The organism is Mesorhizobium sp. M5C.F.Ca.ET.164.01.1.1 (assembly GCF_004792125.1).
Taxonomy (GTDB): domain Bacteria; phylum Pseudomonadota; class Alphaproteobacteria; order Rhizobiales; family Rhizobiaceae; genus Mesorhizobium; species Mesorhizobium wenxiniae.
Genome location: NZ_SRTG01000305.1, coordinates 1 through 340, shown reverse-complemented (window position 1 = coordinate 340; position 340 = coordinate 1). Strand labels below are relative to the sequence as shown.

1 pseudogene is annotated in these 340 nt (G+C 65.3%); it reads left to right on the top strand.

Going from position 1 to position 340, the window contains the following annotated elements:
- Positions 1 to 334: pseudogene (locus EN807_RS33585) on the top strand (segregation/condensation protein A); the annotation flags it as partial.
- Positions 335 to 340 lie beyond the last annotated feature (6 nt).

Below are 340 nucleotides of genomic sequence, written 5' to 3'. Positions count from 1 at the left end.
CTACGATCTGCTGACCGCCTATGCGCAGCAGCGCCAGCGGCAGGCGATCAGCAACGTGACGATCGCCAGGCGCGCCGTATGGTCGCTGAAGGACGCACGCGACGTGCTGGCACGGCTGGTCGGAACAATTGGCGACTGGACGGCGCTCGACAGCTTCCTGATCGAATATCTGGCGGCTCCGGAGGAGAAGCGCACTGCGGTGGCGAGTTCCTTCGCGGCCACGCTCGAAATGGTGCGCGAGGGCAAGCTGGAAGTGCGGCAGGACCAGGTCTTCGCGCCGCTTTATCTGCGCGGCCGCGCGCAAGAGGTCAGGGCAGTCGAGGTGGTATCATGAGCGAAC